This is a genomic window from Aureibaculum algae (genome assembly GCF_006065315.1).
GTDB lineage: Bacteria > Bacteroidota > Bacteroidia > Flavobacteriales > Flavobacteriaceae > Aureibaculum > Aureibaculum algae.
In genome coordinates this window covers 1,029,460-1,048,977 of sequence record NZ_CP040749.1, presented here as the reverse complement: position 1 = coordinate 1,048,977, position 19,518 = coordinate 1,029,460, and the positions used below count along the sequence as shown (strand labels likewise).

Below are 19,518 nucleotides of genomic sequence, written 5' to 3'. Positions count from 1 at the left end.
ATGACATAAAGAATCTCAGATTTAGACCTCATCGGAGTGTTTTGTTTAGTATTAATAAGTGTCGAAAAATTGTCTATTGCTTGATTACTTTTAAGATTTTCGAACCATACAAAGTTCTAATTTTTAAAAGGTAAATACCTGGTATTACAGCAACTTCATTAATTTTACAATGAGCATCGCAATTACCTGAGCTGATTGCCCTCCCTGTTACATCATAAAAAGTATAACTAAAATTTTCACTGACTTCAATATTTAATTCTTCATGGAAAGGATTTGGAAAATATTTTACTTTAAGTGAATTATTTTCGTTTTCATTTACTGATAAAGAACCACTTTTGGCAACAAATTGTGATAGTAAACTTATGTACGCAACTTGATAACCATTACTATTTTCGGTAACCTCCCAAGAATTCATTGGCCAAGTTGTATTAAAATCATCATAGGCTTTTTGCTTAGGCTGCCCTTTAATTCTACTAACCTGAGCCGTATTGCACGTTTGACCACTGCAACCTCCTGATGAACAACAATCATCCCAATCATAACTAGGATTTGGTCCACCCGTTAAAAACCCCGGAGCAGGCCCTTTTGAATCATTCTGCACATTATCCCAATCCGTTCCATCTGCAAACCATGCATGATAAAATTCATTTACACCATTATCAGCCCCGTAATCATACATATTTGAGAGATAACAAAAGTTTAAAGGATTTACTCCATGAAGGTAATGTAAATAACGCTCTGCAGCTCTTAAAGCATCTTCATTATTCGTATTATCAATATTGTAACCTACATAATCTGAAAACATAAGTCCCTTTTTTGACTTTGTACCATTACTCCCCCAAACATAGTCCTCCAAATGTGCTAAGTACGGGTCTAATTCATTTGTTAAACCTCCAAAATTTCTTGAAGATTGCATGGCGTTTTTATAGGTATTTTTTATCGCGTTAGCAACTGCTGAAGATACTCCCGTGAGACTGGCATAATACAACAACGACTCTTGATCTTCATGTTCAAAGGGGAACGCAAAATTCCAAAGCATTAAATGAATATCTTGATAATTATTCTCTACAAATGTCTTGTAGGTTACATTATTTGTAAGATCAAACAAATAGGTTGCCGCCTTTACTTTTAAAGCCAATCTGCCATAATCATTCGTTTCTTGTTGACCAGCACCAATGCCCACTGAATTATAAGAAGCACTATTATTTTCCCAAACAACATTCGGGTTATTATCTGCCCAATTCCAAGCATTGGTCGCACTTTGTAAAAGATCAGCCCCATATACAGTCATTCCCATTTCATTAAATACTTTAGCCCCATAAGCAAATGCAGCTGCAGAAGCCAACGTACCAGATGTATTTACACCTCCATACAAACTTCTTCCCGTAGTTGAAGACGGCGGTGAAGCTTGCGAAAGACTTACAACACTTATCATGGAACCATTGGTTTCCTGCAATTTTAGCAAGTAATCGAGCCCCCATTTTACTTCATCAATTAGATCAGGAATACCATTTCCAGAATAAGGCAAGTTATAATTATCTCCACATGCATCAGGATTTTTTTTATACGCTTTTAATAAGCTAACAATATAATTAGCCGTCCATGAGGTATACTTATTGTAATCGCCTGCATCATACCATCCTCCACTTAAATCCTTTTGCGAAGAGGCATCATTAGGTGTATCAAATTTTCTGCACTCCGAATCTTGTAATGCTGCCAAATGACTTGCTCCATCAGACCATTTTGCACCAGCATATTGCACACCTTTAGAATACCCGGCTCGTTGATAGAAAAAAGTACGAAAAGCATGTTTTAAAACCTCTTCATAAACATTATCATTGATGACAAAATCGTATGATTTTAGATTTTTAGTTACATCGAGAATATAATAAGTGCCTGGAGTTTGGTAGGACGAAAAATCGAACCACCAAGCTCTATCACCCGATGACGGATCTACTAAACCTGAATTGAAAGAAACTATATTTCCAGTATAAACAGTTGCACCACTATTAACGTTAACTAAAGCATATTGAACACCTGGAGAAAACGATTCTGAGGCATCAAAACCCGTTACAGGATCTCTCATAACAGCAATTTTTTCAGAATCAGGACGATACCCAAATTGATCAACTACAATGTATTTCGACAGTGTTTGCGATTGCATCAAAAATGAAATACTGATGAACACAACTAGAATATAATATTTCATGCTATTTGTATATGATATAAAATTACGAAATGAAAACAATAGTTAAGAATTTCAAACTATTCCATTAATTGCTTATTCGCTTTCTTAATTATCTTGAGCGTTGAAGTATCTGAAGCAAATACAGAATTTAAACCTTGAGGTTCTTGGGGTGGATCTGCAGTAAAATCATCACCATGCATCCATTTTCCATTATCAGGATTCGTTTTTGCATAGCCGGCAAATCCCCAAAAATTTAAACCTGCCAAAACGCCTTGCTTCTTTTTACTCTCTGTAATTCTATCAAAAATGGCATTGTAAAAAATATTTCTATTTGCAACGGAAGCTTCTTTTGATAAACTTTCCTTTTCACGTGGAAAGCCAAATTCCGACATTACAATGGGCTTCTGCAATCTTTGAGCAACCAGTATATGTTCATCCATATAAGTAGTTGCTTTTTCAATAGAAAGTAGTGTAGATTCCTTTTCATTATCAATATCGTACCAACCCCAATTTTTGGGCCACATGTGCATTACCAAATAATCAATGTTCTTATTCGTATGCACTCTTTCATACATATCTATATCTTGTAAAAAACCGTGCTTACCTTCGGTACCTGTTGATATTAAATGGTTTGGATCTAATGAAGCTATTAAATCTATGGTTTCATTAAGCCATGACGTAAAAGCTTTTTCATGATCAGGACTCATTAAAACTCTTGGTTCGTTAGCAACTTGCCAAGACATAACTGTATTATCTTCTGAGTATTTTAAACCCGTATAAATATTTGTACGTTGTATAATGAATTTTACATGGTTATAAAATGCTTCTTTACAAGGCTTACAAGAGTGAAATTGACTTGTATAAGTCATGTACTGATCCCATGAATATTGTTCTAAAAACGGATTAGGAACTTCTCCATACCCATTCCATTGCAAATACTCAGACATACCACCAGACCAGATCCAATTATTATTTAAATACAAAACGGCGTACATATTTCTCTTACGCATTTCTGACATTAAAAAATCCAATCCATCAAGTAAATCTTCATTATACACACCCTGTTCTGGCTGCAAAGCTGGATGCACTCTAGAATCACCTCCATCACCTTCCGCTCCCACTAAAATACGCAGATTATCAATACCTACTGATTTCATAAGGTCTAACTCTTTAATTAACCGATCACGATCTCCAATGTTTTTGGCGGCTATTAAAGGACCATACCAATAATTTGTACCCACGAAATAATATGGAGCTTCACCTTTGTAAAATTTAGAATCTTTAACCGTTATTAAAGGAATAGCATTAGTATTAGTATCACTATTATCATCATCAGATTGTTTATTCTTGCATGAGAACAACAGAATAACACAAGCCATAAAATACATTAATGTTGTTTTTTTCATATTCTAACTGTTTAAGATTATAAATGCCCTTGAGGTGTGGTAAGGTGCTTTCCACATACTTACTTTATCTTCCTCTCTATAAGGGGCACCGTTTTTATCGACTCTAAAAAACCACTCTCCATTTTCATAATCAATCAGGTACTTTTTTGTGAATTCCCAAATCTTTAATGAACTTTCAATGTACCTCTGATTCTTTTTTAAATTATAAGCATAATTCAACCCTACAAGTGCTTCTACTTGGGGCCACCAATGCCTATCAGTATCAATATGATTGGTATCTAAATTCTTTTCATTTATTACAGCCCCTTCACTATCTATTCCCTCATTTAAAAAAGAATCAGCTATCATTATTGCTAATTTGTTTGCTTTATTCAGTAAGGCTTCATCTTCAACAAGCTTAGCTGCTTCTATCAATAACCAAGCTGCTTCAATATCATGTCCATAAGAAATGGTATTACCTAACAAATTCCATTGATCATCAAAAAACAAATCAAAATGATTATTAGAATTAAGAAATTTTTCAAAGAATATTTCAATCAAATGTTTTAATGATGCTTTTAACTCGCCATTATCACAAATTTTTAACAAAGCGGTATATGCTTCTAAAATATGAAGGTGTGTATTCATCGTTTTAGATGCATTCATATCCTTTTCACTTAATCTCATATCTTGAATCGGACTCCAAGTTTCATTAAATGCCTCGAAGTAGCCAACATTCACATCATCTTTGGCATATTTTTCAAGAAGGTTAAAAATTTCTAGTGCCCAAATTTTAGCCTCTTCATTTTCTGTAAACATATAGTATTCAGACAGTGCATAAATAGTAAAGGCTTGAGCATAAACTTGCTTTCGCGTGTTTATCGGATTTCCTTTATAATCTAACTCCCAAAAAACACCTTTGTGGTTTGAATCTTTAAAATAGCTTTTTAAATAGGTATACGCTCTATCGCAAATTGACCTGTATTCATTTGTTTTTAGATGATTTGAAGCTGCTGAAAATGACCAAAGAATTCGTGTATTTAAAATAATACCTTTAGAGGCTTTTGGCACGACAACATTGAAGTGATTAATTTTACCTAAAAAACCGCCATGGTTATGATCTAAAGTATTTAATGACCAGTAATTTAGCACATTCATTAACTCAATGTTCAGTTCGTTTTTTAGTTGGGAATAAGCATTAGACATCACTGTTGTTTGCTATTTTTATCTATAAGATTGAGAATTGTTTGTACAGAATTTGCGGATGAGTATTTATCTTCAGGAGAATGCATAACATAATCTAACAATTTGTCAATTGACGATACCGCAACGTGCATCCTAGTATCTGACGATGCATAATAAATGTACACCGTGCCATTGTCATCTTCAATCCAACCGTTAGAGAATAAAACATTTGAAACATCCCCTACTCTCTCACCATTTATGGGAGCCATAAAGTGCCCTGCAGGTTGATGAATTACTTTTGAAATATCATTTAAGTCCGTCATAAACATATATAATGTATAACGCAAACCTGCTGCTGTATTTCGAACTCCGTGAGCTAGATGCAGCCAACCTTTTTTGGTTTTAATCGGTGCTGGTCCTTGCCCATTTTTTAATTCATAGACCGTATGATAAATTTTATTATTAATTATTTTTTCATTTTTCACTACAGGATTTGCCATGTCATCAATATAACCAAGGCCTATACCACCACCATTACCAACATCTATAAATCCGTCTTGCGGACGCGTATAAATGGCATATTTACCCTTTACAAATTCGGGATGCAACACTACATTTCGTTGTTGACCAGAACTTGAGATTAAATCAGGCAAACGCTCCCAGTGAATAAGATCTTTTGTTCTAACTATCCCTGCGTTCGCTGTGGCAGAACTCGTATCTCCTTGAGGTGCATTAGGGTCTTTACGCTCTGTACAGAACACACCATAAATCCACCCATCTTCATGATCAATTAAACGCATATCATAAATATTGGTATCTGGATCTCCTTCAATTTCAGGAATTATACATGGTTTATCCCAAAATTTAAAATGATCTACACCGTTGGGACTTTCTGCAATTGCAAAAAATGACTTACGATCGTTTCCTTCTACTCTTAAGCACAGCAAATACTTGCCATTCCATTTCATGGCACCAGCATTAAAAGTACCGTTAATACCTATTCGTTCTAACTCAAAAGGATTTGTTTTAGGGTCAAAATCATACCTCCAATGAATTGGCGTATGATCTGCTGTTACTACAGGATATTTATATCGTGTATAGATCCCATTTGAATTGGAAACGGGTTTATTTTTTTTGCTAATCAATTTAGCATATCTCTTTTTTTTCTTGGCTATTGTGCCATTTATCTTGTACATATAATTAATCAATTTTTTCTTCTAATTTATTCCACCAGAATTTCTTTAATAGCACCAAACATATTACCAAAACAACAAGAGAAATATAAATTGGCGTTTGTTGTCTAAAAATGATATACATAGGTAAAATTACCAACGTTGTCTGTGCGGTTATGCCTATTAGCACATTAAACATATCCATACCAAAACTTTCATTCTTTTTGAAATTAGGATCTTCAATTAGTAATTTATCGTGGATTGGTTTCCAAAACCCCCACGGTTTAACATTTTTATAGAATTTTTTAAGAACGGCTTCATCTGTTGGCGGAGCAGAATACGTTCCAATTACAGAACCTATTAATGATGCCAATAGCAACCAGGGAAATAGATACAAACCTAACACATCCGGAAACAATTCTGGAATCACCGCTGCAGACACTAAACCTGCTACCATACCCCAAAAGAAACCTTCGCCATTAAACCTCCACCAATGCCATTTTAAAATATTAGCACCGACATAACTTCCATATAAAACAGAGACTATCCATTGCAATACTGAATTTACATCCTTCGCAAATAATCCTAAAATTATACTAACTATAACTACGATTACCCCAGTGATATAGTTCATGTTTCGTATCTCTTTAGGACTTGCATCTGGCTTTTTGTATTTTAAGTAAATATCATTCACTAAATATGCTTGTGCAGCATTTAAAGTGCCTGCAAATGTTGACATAAATGCAGCAATTAATCCCGCTAATAAAAGCCCCAATAAACCTACTGGAACAAACTGCTGAATAGCCGTTGGTAAAATCAATTCAAAATCAATTTCTCCTGCAGAATTTAATAAATCTAATTTTTCATAATAAATTAAAGCCAAGGCTGCAAAACCTGCAATCATTAAATACCGAATTGGCATTAGAATTACAGATACAAATCCACTCATTTTAGAAGCTTCGGCTGCTGATTTTGTAGACAATATTTTCTGCATATCGTAATTTGGAGCCGGCCCTGCTATACTCACCAACAATCCTTTAAAAACCATCATCATAAAGAAAATTGTAAATAATCCAAATCCGTCTTCTTTAATTTTATTATTTACTTCAGGTATTATATGCGTCCAATCCATATTCAATTCCCATCCAAAAAACGGACTCATCCAACCATCAGGCACGTTCAACTTGTTACTACCCACGGCTTGAAAACCTAAATAACCAATAACTAGAGCGGCCACAGTCATAATTCCAAATTGAACAACATCTGCCCATACAATTCCAGACATACCACCTAACAACGAATAAAATACGGCAAAAAAGGTAAAAATAGTACCATAAAAATGTGGCACATACTCTGGCGTTACATCAAAGGGAACATAATTACTTACCATTTCCCAAGGTATAAAAATTTCAATAAACTTACCTAAACCTATAAATCCATAAGCTAAATAGCCCAAGCACATTATCAATGCAAAAACGACCACAATAACATGTGACAGTTTTGCTCCTTTTGCAAACCCAAAACGTGTACCTATCCATTCAGCACCTGTGGTTGCATTTGAACGCCTTAACCATTTAGACAAATATACCATCAAGAAAACTTGATTAAAAACAGGCCATAACCACGGTATCCATGCACTTTTAATTCCATAGACAAACATTAAAGTTACAAGCCAAATTGTGCCAGAAATATCAAACATTCCTGAGGCATTAGAAAGCCCCAACAAATACCATGGAATGGACTTACCACCTAGTAAATAATCATCTTTACTTCGTTGTGCTCTTTTTTTAAGAACAAGTCCAATTATAACTATAGTAAGCAAATACAATAAAATAATTACAATATCTACTGTGTTGAGTAATTTCATAGGTCGGTTGTGGTTAACTTTAATTATTTTTTTATCACATTAATATCTTTTAAAAACAATGTTTTCGATAGCTTTTCGAAATTTTTAAAATCACTTTCACTAGAATGTCCTTTATAAGGCATATAATGATGATCAAGTCTTCCGTTTCTCCAGAACAAAACCCATGCAATCCCTGAGTTCTCTATACTAGGATATAAAACTTCTGAATACCAATTTTCAGTAGAAATTGTTTCCAATCCTGTTTCCGTAAAAGCATAAAGCTTGTTCTTTTCTTTGGCAATATTTTTTACGAGTTCTAAATCTTTAACTACTGCTTCGGTATACTCTTTTGCATTTTTAAAATCATAAATATCAATACCCAAAATATCTACGTAATCGTCTCCAGGATAGTATTTCAAATAATCATCGGACGGATTTAATTTATTTGGTGAATAAGCATATAACAAATTGTGCACGTTATGAGTATCTCTTAGCAACTGTACTGTTTCTTGCCACAATTGTTTGTACTCGGCTGCTGTACAGTTTGGATCTCCCCACCAAAACCAAGCCCCATTCATTTCATGAAAAGGCCTAAATACCAAAGGTATGGGTTGATTATCATATTGCAATGACTTTATAAAATTCGCCATTCTTTCTACCCAAAGCTCATATTTAGCTCTATTTTTACCACCTTTAATAATGTGAGCAACAGCAGGTGTTTTATCCCAAGAATCTCCATCGGATGTTGGGTTATCTGCATGCCAGCTAATGGTTATAATACCGCCCTTTTTATGAGCATCAACCATAAGTTTTCTCATCGTAACAAACGAAACGCTATCTAAATTTCTATCAGAAGCCAATTCAATACGTCCTAAATCAAAACCATATACAGCAGGGAAGTCTTGTACCACTTCATTTACATCGCTTTTTATAATTAAACTGTCATCATTTTGCGTCCAACTAATGCCATAAGATGTTGCGTCTTGATGCCCAATAGCAAAACCTTTTTTTGAAATTTCATTTAATTTTTGATAAAGATTCAAACAACTTTCCGATGCTTTGTCGTCAACTAGCAAAGGCTTTTTTTCTTTTTGTTTTTGAGTAGTTGTACATGAATAAAAAGATACCATAAGTAACAATGCAAGAACAGATTTACAGTAAAATTTAAGATTTTTATTTTTAATGGAGAGCATCATAAATTGTATTTATAATAGAGGTTACTAGTTATTTATTGTAAAAATCAAATTTAGCTATACTAAAATTATGATATTGATATTATTTTATCAATATCTTAAATTATTATTACGATGTGCAGGATTGATAGTTCAATTTTAGATCAATTTGATTTCGAAAATGATTTTACTCCTTTACCATTTTTTTAGATACACTTCCATTTTCTGTTGAAATTCGCAAATAATACATACCTGATGCTAGTTGAGACACATCCAGTTGATTATTCTCTAAAGCTTCATTAATTATTACTTTACCATCGATAGAATAAACGAGCACCTCTCCTAATCCTTGCAAACCTTTGATTTGAATTTTATGTACTGATGGGTTTGGAAAGACAGAAATAGAGCCAAGTCCAAAATCACTAATTCCAGCGGTATTACAAGCATCTTTATCAAGAGCTATTACACTTCCATTAGTCACATTCATATGCTTAATTTGAGGCTCTATAGCATTCCAAAGTGTAGACTCTTTATATTGCCATCCCCATGCTCCAAAATAACCATTATCATATAAGTAATCATATGTAGCATTTACAGGATAACCAAACCCAGTCATTAGTGACTCCGCTTCTGCCGCATGAAATTCACCAACCATAACGGGTTTATCTAACTCCCAATAACTTGCAGGATGATGAAATGGCGAAATAGAAGATGATTGCCAATCATAATAATGAACTTGATAAAAATCTAAAGTACCATTATCAGAACCTCCAGCTGCAATTAACGCTGCATCTGAATAATAATTTTTCTGATTTACATTTGAAGAAATATTTTTATCCGTATTTGCTAACATAGACCAAGTTCCATTGGTAACAAGAGCTTCAGGATCAGCATCGTGAATTGCACCCGTTAATTTATTCACTACCATTTGAACATCGGCCATCGAAATTCTAACTGGCGTCCAACCAAATTCACTAGTCATTCCTTCTGGTTCATTAAAAATCTCCCAACTCATAAGTGCTGGATGATCTTTTAACCCATTAACCATAGGGGTTAAGGCATTATCTATATAGGATTGCACATTAGTCGATGATTTTAAAAATGCCAAGTTACCGTCATAATTTATGTCGGTCCAACTTTTAGCTGTTGGGTCTTGAAGCATATCAAAAGAAAACAAACTAATATTTACCAGCACATTATTTGACCACGCCGCGTCTAACACATCTTTTATCTGATCTATAATTTGCTGATTTGTTAATGAATGATGTAAACCAGTAATATTGCCACTTGTTTGTATCTCTGGAGTAAAAGCTGCATCTGTATGGAGCCACCATCGCACAGAATTACCTCCTGAAGCCTTTACTTCTGAAAAGAAATTATCAAAATAAGTCAGGTTTGGATTAGTACCAAACCCAACATCTCCACTAAATTGATTCCATGCTAGATTTGTTCCGCTTAAAAATAAATTTTGGCAGTTTACCTCAATAGTATTCTGAGCTTTCACCCCCAAAACCATTAAAATTACAAGTATTAATATGTATTTCTTTTTTGACATAAATTATCTCTGTGTAAATATAAGAATCAATCTAGCTACTAATATGGTATTATTTTATCATAATAATAAAGTATTATTTCACAACATCTGAAGAATTAGCAAATTGAACTAGCATCTCCATCAAACACCCTGATAGAATGACTATTGACATACAAATCAACCAATTAAATGTTTTAAAAACACTTAATAAATCTATAATTCGTTTATAATAAATAAGACAATTAAAGTGAATAACATACAAACAAGAAAATATTTTATCGATAAATGACAAAATAATATTAACATTCTATCAACTTTAAGTATAATTTTGGTATTGATAATAACTTACTAGTTAAATTATACATTCTATAATTTATGTTTAGTAAAAATTAGAATTAACTAGATTAACTCAAAATCATATGCAAAAATTAAAATCAAAAATCATTTATTGTAATGTAAATCGCTATTACTTGCTATTATTATTTGGCTTATTAAGTCAATTAATTATAGCTCAAAGTACGATTAGCGGTGTTGTTTCAGATTCAAATGGTGCTCCGCTACCCGGAGTTAATATTATTGAAAAAGGAACCTTAAATGGGGTATCTTCAGATTTTGATGGAAACTATCAAATATCAGTAAATAAAGGTACCACCTTAGTTTATAGTTTCATCGGTTTTAAAACTCAAGAAATTTTAATTAACGGCAAATCAACTATTGATATTACCTTAGAAGAAGATTCTAATAACTTAGATGAGGTAGTCATAATTGGTTATGGGTCTCAGAAAAGATCAGACATTAACAGTGCCGTTTCTTCGGTAAGTTCAGATGATCTAAAAGATTTAAAACAAGTTTCATTAGATCAGATGCTACAAGGTAAGGCCGCTGGTGTTAGTGTGACTTCTAATTCTGGTGCACCAGGAGGAGCCGCTTCTATTAGAATTAGAGGAACCACTTCATTAACAGGCACAAACGAACCTCTTTATATTATAGATGGTGTACCTATTTCTGGTGATGCTACTGGAAAATCTACAAGTGGCCAACCACTAGTAGGTAAAGATGGCTTTTCATCAACTGGCGGAAATGGTAATAACGCCGTGAGTCCATTATCAATGATAAACCCTAATGATATCGCATCGGTAGACATCTTAAAAGATGCTTCAGCAACCTCTATTTATGGATCTAGAGGTGCAAATGGTGTAATTATTATTACAACAAAATCTGGAAAAAAAGGAAATGGTAAAATTGCTTACGAAGGGTATACTTCTATTGTAAAGAATTATAAAGACCTTGATGTAATGAATTTACAAGAGTTTGCTGAACATAAAACAAATTTAGCCAATCTATATGGAACCGAAGTTCGTCCAGAATTTTCACATCCAGAATTATTAGGAGAAGGAACTGATTGGCAAAACGAAGTATACAGAACCGCTGTTGCTCAAAACCATCAATTGTCTTTTTCAGGAAGAAAGGAAGATATAAATTATTACTTATCGGCAGGTTTCTTAGATCAAGAAGGTACAATTATAGGCTCGGGACTTAAAAGGTATACTGCTAGATTAAATGTTGACTCTAAGGTTAAAGATTGGCTAAAAGTTGGTGCCAATTTAACTACGGGTATAACGAATGAGAAGGTTACTGTTAACCAAAGTTTTACAGGTTTAATTAGTAATACTTTACTCCAATCTCCTGATATTCCGGTAAGAAATTCAGATGGTTCTTTTGCAGGACCACCAAGTGCAGACCAAAGTGTTACTTACTACAATCCCGTTGCTGAAGCACTTACAAGAGAAAATAAATTAATTAGGAAAAACTTTTTAGGGAATATTTATGCCGAAATAACAATTTTCGATGGCTTAAAATACAGAATGGAGCTATCTGGAAATACAGAATTTTCTCAAAATGAAGATTTTAGACCATCTTACAAATGGGGATCTCAAGTAAATCTTACTGCTGATTTAGATACAAGAAACCAAAACTGGTATTCAATAAACTTCAAAAACTTACTAACTTATAATAAGTCTATACATAAGCATAGTTTTACATTATTGTTAGGTCAAGAAGCGAATGACAGTCATTGGGAAGGTATCATAACATCTTCAAACGGTTTCCAGACAAATGAAAACCACACCATAAATTTAGCTGATGTAGATAACAATACCGTAACGGGTTATAAAGGTAGTGCCTCAATATCGTCCTATTTTAGTCGCCTTATTTACAGTTTTGACAATAGATATAGTTTAACAGGTTCTATAAGAGCTGATACATCTTCTAAATTTGACCCAACTACAGATAATCAAACTGGTATTTTTAAATCAATAGCTGGATCATGGAAATTATCAAATGAATCATTTATGGAAGGGTTTGATAAATATATAGATAATATAAAATTTAGAATTGGTTATGGTGAAACAGGAAATCAACAAATTGAAAACAACAGATACACCGCTCTTTTAGCGGCTCAAAATTCTGGATTAGGAAGCGGTTTTTTAGTTTCTAATTCTCCAAATCCTAATTTAACTTGGGAATCTTTAAATCAAACAAACGGTGGTCTCGATTTTACACTATTTAATTCAAGACTTACAGCCAGTGTTGATGTTTATGACAAAAAATCAGAAGGATTTTTATTCCAAGTGCCGTTACCGGATTACTTAACTGGTGGTGGAGGTCAATACGGTGGAATTTCAGCACCATACTCAAACCTTGGAACCATGCAGAACAAAGGTTATGAAATTACATTAGGATTAAATTTAGGTGATTCTAAAAGTTTTAGCTGGAATTCTTCATTGAACTATTCACACTATTCAAATAACCTAATTAGCATTCAAGACGGTATTGTGTTGACACAACAAATAAATACAAATGGCTATCAACCAGTAGTTGTCACAAATACCATCGTCGGTCAGCCAATAGGAATGTTTTACGGTTATGTTTCTGAGGGAATATTTGATGATATGGCCACTTTAAATGCTGCACCGTTGCAATTTGGACAACCTGTTGGAACCGGCTCTGGTGAAACTTATTTGGGCGATTATAAGTACAAGGATGTTAGTGGACCAAATGGTGTACCAGATGGTACCGTTGACGCATTAGATAAAACGTTGATTGGAAGCCCGCATCCAGATTTTACCTTTGGTTTTACAAATAACTTCAAGTATAAGAATTTTGATTTATCTGTATTTGTACAAGGAACTTATGGAAATGACATTATGAACTTAACCCGCAGACAAGGTACAACCAATGCATCATTATATGAAAATCAATTTGTTGAAGCTTCAAATTATTGGACTGAAACAAACACAAATACCAGCATCCCTAGACCAATTAGTAATACGGCAAATACAAATTTATTAATTTCTAGCCGTTATCTAGAAGATGGTTCTTATTTAAGAATTCAAAACTTAACTTTTGGTTATACTTTACCTCAAGACGTTTTAGAAAAAATAAAAATGTCCAGAATAAGAATTTATGGCTCTGCTCAGAACCTCTATACCCTTACTAATTATTCAGGGTATGACCCTGAAATTGGATCCTTTAATCAAAGTCCACTTCTTACAGGTATAGATAATGGAAGATACCCATCTCCAAGAACTTTTTCACTAGGTATAAACGTTGAATTTTAAAAAAATAAGAAAATGAATAATAAAATATTTTTTAATTTGTATAAATTATTTAGTGTAGCACTACTAATTGTAGCCCTTGGATCTTGTTCTGAAGATTTTACAAATAGGCCACCAGAGGATACCATAAGTTTAGATGCTTATTATAATAGTAATGAGCAAGTAGCTTCGGCAACCAATGGAATGTATAGCAGAACTTGGTTTCAATTATGCAACAAGTTCTTTTGGGCACTAGAAGTTGGTTCTGGAAACATGTATTCTGGTTCTCCAGATGTTAGTGGATTAAGAACTTTTTCAATGAACGGGAGTGATCCAGAATTAACAAATGGGTGGGCGTCCTTATGGGCAAACATTGCTCAAGCTAATGCCATAATTAATTTCTTAGAATCTAGGGTTGGTGCAGAAGTAGATCAAGCGGTAATAGATAATACCTTAGGAGAAGCTTATTTTATGAGAGCTACGGCTTATTTTTATTTAGTTCGTTTATGGGGCCCAGTTCCAATTATTGAGAACAATTTAGATTATTCTGATGACCCCTATATTAATACAAACCCTGAAGCTGATATCTATAAATTGATTGTAAGTGATTATTTAGCAGCAATAAATAGGTTACAAGAAAAGACAAGAGGAGGTAATTATGGAGAAAATGCCCGGATTTCAAAAGGTTCCGCAAAAGCATTGCTTGCAAAAGTTTATTTATATCAAAAGGATTATGCTAATGCCAAAATCATGGCGGAAGATGTAATTAATAGTGGTGAATTTAAATTATTAGGCGGTAGTGAATTACCATCAAAATCATTTGCAGATTTGTTTACGTATGCAAATAACAATAATGAAGAATCAATTTTTGCCATTCAATGGAAAGGAGACGGAAACTACGGATCAGCAAATAACTGTAACACTCAATTTGGTATTAGCTCATCGACAGTTTCCACTTCTAATGCTTCATACGGAGGCGTTTTTGGCCCATCTCAAGATGTAATGACAATGTATGCAGCCAACGATGTAAGAGGACATGAAACTGTAATGCTACCAGGCGATGTTTATCCTGATTTAAATACATCTATTGGTTTAGGTTTTACAGTACCAGACGAAAATAATGCTCAAAATTCTGGAGGAGGAATTAAAAAGTACTGTATTGGTGTACAATCTGATGCTACAGGCCCTGTTGATGCTTGGGCAATGATGGATAACAACACCTATATTATGCGATATGCAGAGCTCCTATTAATCCATGCAGAGGGTATTTTGGCAGGTGGTTCAAGTACTTCTGATGCTACCGCGTTGAATTCATTTAATGCCGTTAGAAATAGAGCTGGGTTATCAAGCTTAACTTCCATTACTTTTGATGATATTTTCAATGAAAGAAGAAAGGAATTATGTTTTGAAGGTGATTATTGGTTCGACCTTGGCAGATTAGATAAAACAGATGCTATCGCTATTATGTCTGCACAAAACAGAGGAAACAAGGATAACGCAGAATATTTCACTCCTACATTTTCTTCCGATCATAATGCCAACGACTTTTTTATGGATTATCCTGATAACGATGTGGCAAAAAACCCTAAGTTATTAGAAGAACCAGTACCATATACTTTTAATTAAAAAATAAAAAGATCATGAAAAAATTCAAAATCAAAGACATATTTAGCTTTCTTATTATAGTGTCAATATTCGTAGGTACACTTACTTCTTGTACCAGCGATGATAGCGAAAGTATTAATTCTTCCGCACCTCCAGTTATAAATAATGTAAGTATAGCTAGTGCAGGCGATTTAGTACCAACAACTGTAGGTTACGCAAATAATGTATACATTATTCAAGGGTCAGGTTTTTCAACGTTAGAAAAAATATATTTTAACGATGTAGACACCTATTTTAACCCAACAATGGTTACAGATACGGATATATTTGTCAATATTGATCAGAATACACCTTATGAAAACGCATCGAGCGAATTAAAAGTGGTAACTAAAGGTGGTACCGTAATATACCCATTTGTTATTGCTCCACCAGCTCCGCAATTAACGAGAGGTTTTCAACCTGTAAATGCGGCTGAAGGTGAACAAATTACAATTTATGGAGATTTCTTTTTAGATCCTGTGGTCTCTTTTGGATCAACCGAAGCTACTATCGTTTCAAATACATTAACAGAAATTATAGCCATTGTTCCTGCAGGAGGTGACAAAAAATACATTACTGTAACTACAATTTCGGGTGATGTAACATCTACTTACGCAGTAGGCACAGCACTTTATGATGATATTTGGTATGGAGGATTTGCACCACCTGAATGGAACAACCATGTTTATGAAACCAATAATACCGCTGCTCAAGGCACAACCTATTTCAAAAAAGATATGGGAGGTTGGGATAATGTTCAAGGAGAATGGAGTTGGGACGATCAAATAGCCGATTATGCTGGAATCAGAATGTCTTTAAAAGGCCCAGACGGCTCGAAATTAAAATTAGTTTTCAATGGAAATTGGAGTGATGATACAGCACCCATAATTACGCTTACCTCTGAATGGAAAGAGTATTATTTCACTTGGGCAGAATTGCTAGATGCCGGACATGTACAAAATATATCATTTCAAGAATTTACCGGGAATGGTGGAGAATACTATTTCGATAATTTTGGATACATATTAAAATAGTAATTGTTTTTAATTGAGTTAGTAGTAATAAAAAGCATCTGGAATATTTTCGAGATGCTTTTTTTAAATTATTTAAATTATGAAGAAAATAACAATCGGAATATTTGTCCTATTACTTTGTGCACATGCACACGCACAAAAATTTGAAGGCATAGCTGAAACACCTCCATTAGGTTGGAATAGCTGGAATACTTTTGCAACTAACATCAATGAACAATTGGTAAAAGATATTGCCGATAAGTTTGTTGAATTAGGTTTGAAAGATGCAGGTTATGAATATATTGTATTAGATGATGGATGGATGGCTAAGGAGCGAGATGTAAATGGAAATTTAATTGCCGATCCAGTAAAGTTTCCAAGTGGCATGAAAGCTTTAGCCGATTATATTCATTCAAAAGGACTTAAATTCGGATTGTACAATTGTGCCGGCTCTAAGACTTGTGCCGGGTATCCAGGCAGTAGAGGATATGAATATCAAGATGCCCGTTCATATGCCTCATGGGATGTTGACTATTTGAAATACGATTGGTGTAATACAGATAAATTAAATGCAGAAGGAGCTTATATTACGATGAGAGACGCCATAAAAACTGCAGGAAGACCAATGGTATTTAGCATTTGCGAATGGGGAGATAATAAGCCTTGGGAATGGGCAAAAGATGTTGGTCACTCTTGGAGAGTTACAGGAGATATTATCAATTGTTGGGATTGTGAAATTGGCCATGGGTCTTGGTCTTCATGGGGTGTATGGAAGATTATTAATATGCGTAATGCTATACGTAAGGCGGCTGGACCTGGTCATTGGAACGATTATGACATGATGGAAGTGGGCAATGGCATGACTGATGCCGAGGATCGAAGCCATTTTGCTATGTGGAGCATGTTGGCCTCACCTTTAATTATGGGTAATGATTTAAGAGTTGCTTCTCCCCAAACAATCAAAACACTAACAAACAAAGAAGTAATTTCAGTAAATCAAGACAACCTAGGCATACAAGGTTTTAGGTTTTCAAACGAAAACAAGATAGAAATTTGGTTAAAACCTTTAAATAAAAATTCCTGGGCAATGTGTTTTGTAAATATGAATGATAAACCAATTGAAATTAATTTTGATTGGAAAAAACATAACATTGGAGATGATGTTAATGAACGTAATTTGGATACTAAGAAAGATACTTATACTATTGAAGATCTATTTAACCATAGAAACTTAGGGAGTACATCTAAAAACTTAAAAGGCACAATTGGGGTGCATGATGTATTGATGATCAAACTAGAATTAAAATAGAGTCGTTAGTTAAAACGCCTCAATTATTATTATTAACTATTTAATTACACTCCTGATAACTACAATTTTATTGTACCTATCAGGAGTTTTTCTAACATTTGAGTCAATTCTAGATTACCAATAACTTCTAAAAAACAAAGAACTAGTTTTCAAAGGGATCAGCCTCAAAATCCTTTTTCCTTGCTCTTAGTATTTATAACTCTGTAATTTCTTTTTGAAATACTTCCCATGTCTTGAAGGTGTATATTTTTCATCAATATAAAGGCGGGGTGCCCATTCTTTATCAAAAACCCAAACCACATAAGAAATACCTTTTTCATCTGAATAGTTCGTAATTGTATCACCATAAGACTCATCGCTAACCACAGGAGAATGAGCTCCAGGATCTTCAGGACCGCAAAAACCAATTTCTGTTAAAATTACTGGATATTTATCCTTTACGAATCCCCAATCTTTTGTCCATTTTTCCTCCCAAGGCTTTTCACGTTTTTGAGGATAAGGATGAGAAACATAAGCTATCCCTTCAACATCCAAAGGACTATCTTTTACTGGAGTAAGATCATAGGCCCAATTGAATCCGGCAACTAACGGAATACCTTCTCCCCCATTGGCCCGAAGAATGCCAATCATTTCTTTATTTAGTTCCTTCCATTGCTCCCATGTAATTGTTCCCAATTCATTATTGTAAGTAGTAGGTTCATTAAAAAGCTCGTAAAAAGCTACGGTTGTATTCTTTCCATATTTTTTACCTATTGTTCTCCAAAAATCAAAGGTTTGTTTTTTATCCGTATCATACATATCATGTTGATACATTTCAGTACGTAAATTCCCGATACTATGCCAATCTATTACAACATACATTCCCAATTCACCTGCCCATTGAATACCATCGTCTAAAAGTTTTAAATACGATTCTTTTCCTCTTTTCTTCCATGCTGTTGGATGTACGGGAAACCGCACCAAGTTAGCTCCCCAATGCTTCATTTCTTCGAAGTATGATTTATTCCATAACTGTTGACGTTCAAGTTTATCAGGATCACTAGTATTTAGACCTCTAAAAACTACAATTTTTCCATCTTCTTTTACAAAGCTATTCCCAGAAACACTAATCCTACTTAAGACCTCTTGAGAATGCACAAAATTAATAGCAAGAAGTAAGATAAAAGTTGCCACAGTTTTATTCAAAAAAATTTTCATGATTTTATTTTTATAAGATTATTACTATTTTGATTAGCAGCTAATACGAGAGCTACGCCTATTCTATTATTTAAATAATTGCTACTTAACTATTGAATAGATACGTAAAGGTCTTAATAATATTTATAAAAATTTGACGCCTGAATTTTTAGTTTATAAGATTGATAATATAGTATCAATAACCAAAATTTTTGACAATTCTATCCATACCTAAAGCATAAAGAATTAGAATAATTTACTTACCAAATGAAGAGGCATTTACAGATAATGAAAAGCT

The 19,518-nt window shown here is 33.9% G+C and carries 12 protein-coding genes; 4 read left to right on the top strand and 8 right to left on the bottom strand.

All coding sequences use genetic code 11. The features are described from left to right. Nucleotides 1-73: 73 nt before the first annotated feature. The 7 genes from FF125_RS04090 to FF125_RS04060 form a co-directional block, all read right to left on the bottom strand. Entirely contained in the window at nucleotides 74-2,209 is a 2,136-nt protein-coding gene (locus tag FF125_RS04090; RefSeq protein WP_138948583.1) for a glycoside hydrolase family 9 protein, read from the bottom strand. 56 nt (nucleotides 2,210-2,265) lie between these two features. After that, complete coding sequence (locus FF125_RS04085; RefSeq protein WP_138948582.1) at nucleotides 2,266-3,594, bottom strand: glycoside hydrolase 5 family protein; 1,329 nt, start codon at nucleotides 3,592-3,594, stop codon at nucleotides 2,266-2,268. Nucleotides 3,595-3,597: 3 nt separating this feature from the next. Further along, nucleotides 3,598-4,731 carry an AGE family epimerase/isomerase gene (locus FF125_RS04080; RefSeq protein WP_250629681.1) on the bottom strand — a complete coding sequence of 378 codons (1,134 nt, stop codon included), beginning with the start codon at nucleotides 4,729-4,731 and terminating at the stop codon, nucleotides 3,598-3,600. Nucleotides 4,732-4,778: 47 nt separating this feature from the next. After that, nucleotides 4,779-5,954, bottom strand: a complete 1,176-nt coding sequence (locus FF125_RS04075; protein ID WP_138948580.1) for a glycoside hydrolase family 130 protein — start codon at nucleotides 5,952-5,954, stop codon at nucleotides 4,779-4,781. A 4-nt stretch (nucleotides 5,955-5,958) separates the two neighbouring features. Then, entirely contained in the window at nucleotides 5,959-7,797 is a 1,839-nt protein-coding gene (locus FF125_RS04070) for a sodium:solute symporter family protein (RefSeq protein WP_138948579.1), read from the bottom strand. 23 nt (nucleotides 7,798-7,820) lie between these two features. Then, nucleotides 7,821-8,906 carry a glycoside hydrolase family 26 protein gene (locus FF125_RS04065; RefSeq protein WP_175418866.1) on the bottom strand — a complete coding sequence of 362 codons (1,086 nt, stop codon included), beginning with the start codon at nucleotides 8,904-8,906 and terminating at the stop codon, nucleotides 7,821-7,823. Between the two features lie 229 nt (nucleotides 8,907-9,135). Continuing rightward, nucleotides 9,136-10,503 carry a T9SS type A sorting domain-containing protein gene (locus FF125_RS04060; protein ID WP_138948577.1) on the bottom strand — a complete coding sequence of 456 codons (1,368 nt, stop codon included), beginning with the start codon at nucleotides 10,501-10,503 and terminating at the stop codon, nucleotides 9,136-9,138. Between the two features lie 398 nt (nucleotides 10,504-10,901). Between FF125_RS04060 and FF125_RS04055 the strand changes: the two genes are divergently transcribed. The 4 genes from FF125_RS04055 to FF125_RS04040 all read left to right on the top strand — a co-directional run bounded on the left by FF125_RS04055 (nucleotide 10,902) and on the right by FF125_RS04040 (nucleotide 18,044). Then, nucleotides 10,902-14,102, top strand: coding sequence for a SusC/RagA family TonB-linked outer membrane protein (locus tag FF125_RS04055; protein WP_138948576.1), 3,201 nt, complete (start codon nucleotides 10,902-10,904; stop codon nucleotides 14,100-14,102). Between the two features lie 12 nt (nucleotides 14,103-14,114). Next, nucleotides 14,115-15,704 carry a RagB/SusD family nutrient uptake outer membrane protein gene (locus FF125_RS04050; RefSeq protein WP_138948575.1) on the top strand — a complete coding sequence of 530 codons (1,590 nt, stop codon included), beginning with the start codon at nucleotides 14,115-14,117 and terminating at the stop codon, nucleotides 15,702-15,704. Between the two features lie 14 nt (nucleotides 15,705-15,718). After that, entirely contained in the window at nucleotides 15,719-16,756 is a 1,038-nt protein-coding gene (locus tag FF125_RS04045) for a hypothetical protein (protein WP_138948574.1), read from the top strand. A gap of 79 nt (nucleotides 16,757-16,835) precedes the next feature. After that, nucleotides 16,836-18,044 (top strand): glycoside hydrolase family 27 protein, encoded by a 1,209-nt coding sequence (locus tag FF125_RS04040; protein ID WP_138948573.1) that lies wholly within the window; start codon nucleotides 16,836-16,838, stop codon nucleotides 18,042-18,044. A 186-nt stretch (nucleotides 18,045-18,230) separates the two neighbouring features. Here the strand turns inward: FF125_RS04040 and FF125_RS04035 are convergent, their stop codons facing one another. Continuing rightward, entirely contained in the window at nucleotides 18,231-19,241 is a 1,011-nt protein-coding gene (locus tag FF125_RS04035) for a glycoside hydrolase family 5 protein (protein WP_138948572.1), read from the bottom strand. Nucleotides 19,242-19,518 lie beyond the last annotated feature (277 nt).

Coding starts and splice junctions, on each gene's coding strand:
- FF125_RS04090 (WP_138948583.1), bottom strand. CDS start 2,209: ATGAAATATTATATTCTAGTTGTGTTCATCAGTATTTCATTTTTGATG.
- FF125_RS04085 (WP_138948582.1), bottom strand. CDS start 3,594: ATGAAAAAAACAACATTAATGTATTTTATGGCTTGTGTTATTCTGTTG.
- FF125_RS04080 (WP_250629681.1), bottom strand. CDS start 4,731: ATGAATGTGCTAAATTACTGGTCATTAAATACTTTAGATCATAACCAT.
- FF125_RS04075 (WP_138948580.1), bottom strand. CDS start 5,954: ATGTACAAGATAAATGGCACAATAGCCAAGAAAAAAAAGAGATATGCT.
- FF125_RS04070 (WP_138948579.1), bottom strand. CDS start 7,797: ATGAAATTACTCAACACAGTAGATATTGTAATTATTTTATTGTATTTG.
- FF125_RS04065 (WP_175418866.1), bottom strand. CDS start 8,906: ATGGTATCTTTTTATTCATGTACAACTACTCAAAAACAAAAAGAAAAA.
- FF125_RS04060 (WP_138948577.1), bottom strand. CDS start 10,503: ATGTCAAAAAAGAAATACATATTAATACTTGTAATTTTAATGGTTTTG.
- FF125_RS04055 (WP_138948576.1), top strand. CDS start 10,902: ATGCAAAAATTAAAATCAAAAATCATTTATTGTAATGTAAATCGCTAT.
- FF125_RS04050 (WP_138948575.1), top strand. CDS start 14,115: ATGAATAATAAAATATTTTTTAATTTGTATAAATTATTTAGTGTAGCA.
- FF125_RS04045 (WP_138948574.1), top strand. CDS start 15,719: ATGAAAAAATTCAAAATCAAAGACATATTTAGCTTTCTTATTATAGTG.
- FF125_RS04040 (WP_138948573.1), top strand. CDS start 16,836: ATGAAGAAAATAACAATCGGAATATTTGTCCTATTACTTTGTGCACAT.
- FF125_RS04035 (WP_138948572.1), bottom strand. CDS start 19,241: ATGAAAATTTTTTTGAATAAAACTGTGGCAACTTTTATCTTACTTCTT.